The organism is Kamptonema sp. UHCC 0994 (assembly GCF_029167235.1).
Taxonomy (GTDB): domain Bacteria; phylum Cyanobacteriota; class Cyanobacteriia; order Cyanobacteriales; family Microcoleaceae; genus Kamptonema.
The window spans coordinates 1-3,969 of record NZ_JARFTR010000030.1; the positions used below are offsets into that span (position 1 = coordinate 1).

The 3,969-nt window shown below is 44.5% G+C and carries 5 protein-coding genes; 2 read left to right on the top strand and 3 right to left on the bottom strand.

The genetic code is table 11. From position 1 onward, the window contains the following. The first annotated feature begins 148 nt into the window (after positions 1 to 148). The gene (gene rpsD / locus PY364_RS02730) at positions 149 to 757 is read left to right on the top strand and encodes a 30S ribosomal protein S4 (protein ID WP_007353427.1); all 609 of its coding nucleotides are present in this window, start codon (positions 149 to 151) and stop codon (positions 755 to 757) included. Between the two features lie 109 nt (positions 758 to 866). Here rpsD and moaA read toward each other — a convergent pair whose 3' ends face one another. The 3 genes from moaA to PY364_RS02745 form a co-directional block, all read right to left on the bottom strand. Beyond that, positions 867 to 1,853, bottom strand: a complete 987-nt coding sequence (gene moaA / locus PY364_RS02735) for a GTP 3',8-cyclase MoaA (protein WP_275520319.1) — start codon at positions 1,851 to 1,853, stop codon at positions 867 to 869. 320 nt (positions 1,854 to 2,173) lie between these two features. Further along, complete coding sequence (locus PY364_RS02740; protein WP_275520321.1) at positions 2,174 to 2,377, bottom strand: hypothetical protein; 204 nt, start codon at positions 2,375 to 2,377, stop codon at positions 2,174 to 2,176. A gap of 87 nt (positions 2,378 to 2,464) precedes the next feature. Continuing rightward, complete coding sequence (locus PY364_RS02745) at positions 2,465 to 3,082, bottom strand: Uma2 family endonuclease (RefSeq protein ID WP_275520323.1); 618 nt, start codon at positions 3,080 to 3,082, stop codon at positions 2,465 to 2,467. A 595-nt stretch (positions 3,083 to 3,677) separates the two neighbouring features. Between PY364_RS02745 and PY364_RS02750 the strand changes: the two genes are divergently transcribed. Then, positions 3,678 to 3,969, top strand: a 292-nt coding sequence (locus PY364_RS02750; protein ID WP_275520325.1) for a cobalt-precorrin-5B (C(1))-methyltransferase, incomplete at its 3' end; no start/stop codon positions are given.

Genomic DNA, 3,969 nt, shown 5'->3' on the forward strand with positions numbered 1-3,969 from the left:
CGGTTTCTTTACCGCCCAGAGGGCGGCGTTACGAGTATCAACTTGGCGGTTAAAATCCTGGTAAAAACAGATAGTTGAGTTTTGTGCAAAAATATTCTACAATAGAGAGTCTTTGCAAAATTTCATAAAGATATAGAGAGGAAGTTAAATGTCTCGATATCGAGGCCCTCGCCTCAGAATAGTCCGCCGCTTGGGAGATTTGCCAGGGCTGACTCGTAAGTCACCTAGACGGGCTTACCCTCCTGGCCAACACGGCCAAAACCGCAAAAAGCGTTCAGAGTATGCGGTACGTCTGGAAGAAAAGCAAAAGCTCCGTTTCAATTATGGGATTTCGGAGCGCCAACTTCTGCGCTACGTGCGGAAAGCACGTCGAGTAACTGGTTCTACGGGCCAAGTGCTGCTGCAAATGTTGGAAATGCGCTTGGATAATACAGTTTTCCGCATGGGGATGGCTCCGACGATTCCTGCTGCACGGCAATTGGTGAATCACGGCCATGTGACTGTTAACGATCGCACGGTGGATATCGCTAGCTTTCAGTGCAAGCCTGGAGATGTGGTTGCTGTCAAAAATACGGAGCGATCGCGCCTACTGGTGGAGGCTAATCTCAAGTATCCAGGTTTGGCTCACTTGCCTAGCCACCTTGAGTTTGACAAGCAAAAACTTGTTGGCAAGGTGAATGGCACTGTGGAACGCGAGTGGATCGCTCTCCAAGTTAATGAGCTGCTGGTGGTTGAATACTACTCTCGCCAAGCTTAACGATTTTGGATTTTGGATTTTGGATTTTCGATTGGGTTTGACTGGGAGTCGGAAGTTTTTCTATCCCGCTAGCAGTCTAAAAATCTAAAATCTAAAATCTAAAATTGCTTTACCCTCCAATTTGTGACATCGTTCTGGTATAAGCGCCCGTTGCGCCAGAGTTCCGCTCTTTGAAGTTGATCTCTGGCTTGAGGGCTAGTAATTCGCTAAGGCGATCGCGCAGTTCAAGAGTTGAAACACCTTCCCGTAGCGCTGTTTTTAGGTCAATTTGACCGCTTTCGTTCAGCAAACATGGCCGAATCCAGCCGTCGGCGGAAAGCCGCATTCGGTTACAGCGATCGCAAAAACATTCTGACATTTGACTGATGAATCCTAATGTCCCTTTCGCGCCGGGAATTTGAAATACATCAGCAGGCCCATTACCACAAACTTGCGATTCTGTCAAGCCCCAACGAGCGCGAATTTGCTGCCGTAATTCGGCTGAGGGTATCCAACCGCGATCGCCAAATAACTCATTATTGCCGATGGGCATAAACTCAATAAACCGGACGTGCCAGTGGCGATCGATACTTAAAGCAGCTAAGTCGAGCACTTCACCGTCATTCACCCCCGGCATTACTACCACATTCAATTTCAAAGGGTCAAATCCTACCCGATAGGCGGTTTGAATCCCTTCCCAAACTTGCAGCCAGCGGCTACGTCCCCGACTACCAACAATCTTATCAAAAGTCTCAGGTTCTAGGGAATCCAAACTGATGTTAATTCGCCGCAAGCCAGCATCGTAAAGGGCTTGGGCTTTTTGGGAGAGTAAAAACCCATTGGTGGTCATCGAGAGGTCTTTAGTTTCCGGCTGATTGGCGATCGCCCTTACTAATTCTACCGCCCCTGGATGCAGCAGCGGTTCCCCCCCAGTCAAGCGAAAGCGGGTAAAGCCTACGGGAATGAAAACCTCTCGCAACAAAGTCAGCAATTCCTGGTGAGTCAGCAAATCTTGCCGCAAAATATAGTCAATCTCTGCGCTGTCAGGCATACAGTATTGACAGCGAAAGTTGCAGCGATCGATCAGACTTATGCGGAGATAATCTACCTGGTTCATATACTTCGCTTCATAATTCTTAAATTATGACCGATCTGTGAGCTTTAGTGGGGGAAGAAATATTGCTAATGGTTAATGGCTAATTGCTAATTGCTTATTGCTAATGACTAATTGCTAGATAACTTTTTATGCAAGATTGATTATTCCATAAGCAATACTCCTCCACCAATATACATATTGATAGACACTTATAGTTACAATGTGTATCGCTAGATTTTTTATATCTAAAGCAGGACAATACTCTAATATAACTATAGTTAACCTTTATTTTTCCATCAAATGAGCAAGAGATGTATTAGTCAAAAGATTTGAGCAATTATTTACGATTCCCCTATTTTTTCTTGCACTCGCCGATATTTCCCATCTAAACGTTCCTGTCGCTGACGGTGGTTATCAGCTTCTAACATTGCCAGCACTTCATCTAATTTTAGCGTCCAAGCGTCAAGCAGGCGACAAGCTTCTCGTATCCTAGCAACGTTTTGCTGTCTTGTCTCTAAATCGGGTATTCTTGGCTGTTGATTCATGGCAGATTCCAACTCCTTTTAATTTCTCGAATACTAGCTATTGAAGCTAATCACTAGATATGATATTATGTTCTCTTAAGTAAGTTCTTAAAAAGCAAGTTTTTGAAACAAATCGGCAATGGGTAGAGTAAAATCAGGGATAATCTCTTCACCATCTAAAGAATTATTAGACTTGAGCAAGCGATCTGGTTCCTGGGCGTTTCGATACACTAAAACATACTTTTGTCTAGGATGAATCACCCAAACTAAACGCGAACCATTATCGAAATATTCTACAAGTTTTTTGTCGATTTCTTCCACCGTATTACTGGGAGAGAGAATTTCTACAGCTAGATCTGGTGCACCTTCTAAGAAACCATCGGGGAGATCGTCTAAGCCTTGCAAACGTTCTTTAGCCATGAAAGAAATATCGGGCGATCGCTTATTCCCTGATTTCATCTTAAAAGCAGTGCTAGAATCGAACATTGCACCTAGCTTGTGGAGGCGGACATAGCCACCGAGTAAAATCATTAGGGTACTACAAACATAACCATGTTTTGCGCCAGAGTTTCCCATATCAATTAGTTCTCCATTGACAATTTCATAGCGGTGTCCATCTCGATCAAGTGCCATAAATTCGGCATCAGTCCAGATTTTTTTATCTGTTGGGGTTTCAATTTGGTTTTCAGTTAGATTTTCTGTTGGATTTTGCAGTAGAGTCGTCATAGGTTTCTCCAGAGACTGATATTGCTAGTTAAACAAAGTGTAGCAAAATGGGGAAACTAAAAACGTTGGACAAGAGATCCTGAGCGATTGGAAATCCGGCGATTGGAAATCGCGTCTACACAAACGAAGTCCGCCTTCGCGGACTAAAGAAAATGGAATCTTCAACCCGCGTAGGCGGGTTTTGTTTGTGTAGACGCGGTTTCAACCGCCAGGTGATTATAAATCTAAATAAAATGGAATCTTCAACCCGCGCAGGCGGGTTTTGTTTGTGTAGCCGCGATTTCAATCGCCGAGGTATTGATTTGCCCTGCGATGATATCCCAACGATGATATCCTAATGATAATACCCCAGCGATCGTATCCCAATTTAGAAATCGGGCGATCGTAATTTCGGCGATTAGAAATCCGGCGATTAGAAATCCGGCGATTAGAAATCCGGCGATTAGAAATCCGGCGATTGGAAATCCGGCGATTAGAAATCCGGCGATTAGAAATCCGGCGATTAGAAATCCGGCGATTGGAAATCGCGGCTACACAAACAAAGTCCGCCTTCGCGGACTAGGATCGTAATCGGTACGTAGTTTTAAATCCAAACGTGACAAATATTAAACCTCGATCGGGATATACACTGCCAGTTTTTGCCTGTGCTGCTGCACTGGCTGCGCTGCGCTATTTGCATAAAGATATTTCATCCGTCGATACTGTATCAGTAGATTTAATTGAACCTGCGATCGCAGCAGAAATTCCCATAGAGCAAGTAACATTTCTCAAACCAGGCACGGCTTTAGCTGTCACTCGATCAGATCCGGGAGATAACCTCGATCTCACTCGCAATACTCCAGTTTGGGCGATGGTGGAATTGACAACTAATTACGTAACGCCGCCAT

Bases quoted from the DNA above. Each gene is read 5' to 3' on its own strand.
- PY364_RS02740 (WP_275520321.1), bottom strand. From the start codon at position 2,377: ATGAATCAACAGCCAAGAATACCCGATTTAGAGACAAGACAGCAAAAC.
- rpsD (WP_007353427.1), top strand. From the start codon at position 149: ATGTCTCGATATCGAGGCCCTCGCCTCAGAATAGTCCGCCGCTTGGGA.
- moaA (WP_275520319.1), bottom strand. From the start codon at position 1,853: ATGAACCAGGTAGATTATCTCCGCATAAGTCTGATCGATCGCTGCAAC.
- PY364_RS02745 (WP_275520323.1), bottom strand. From the start codon at position 3,082: ATGACGACTCTACTGCAAAATCCAACAGAAAATCTAACTGAAAACCAA.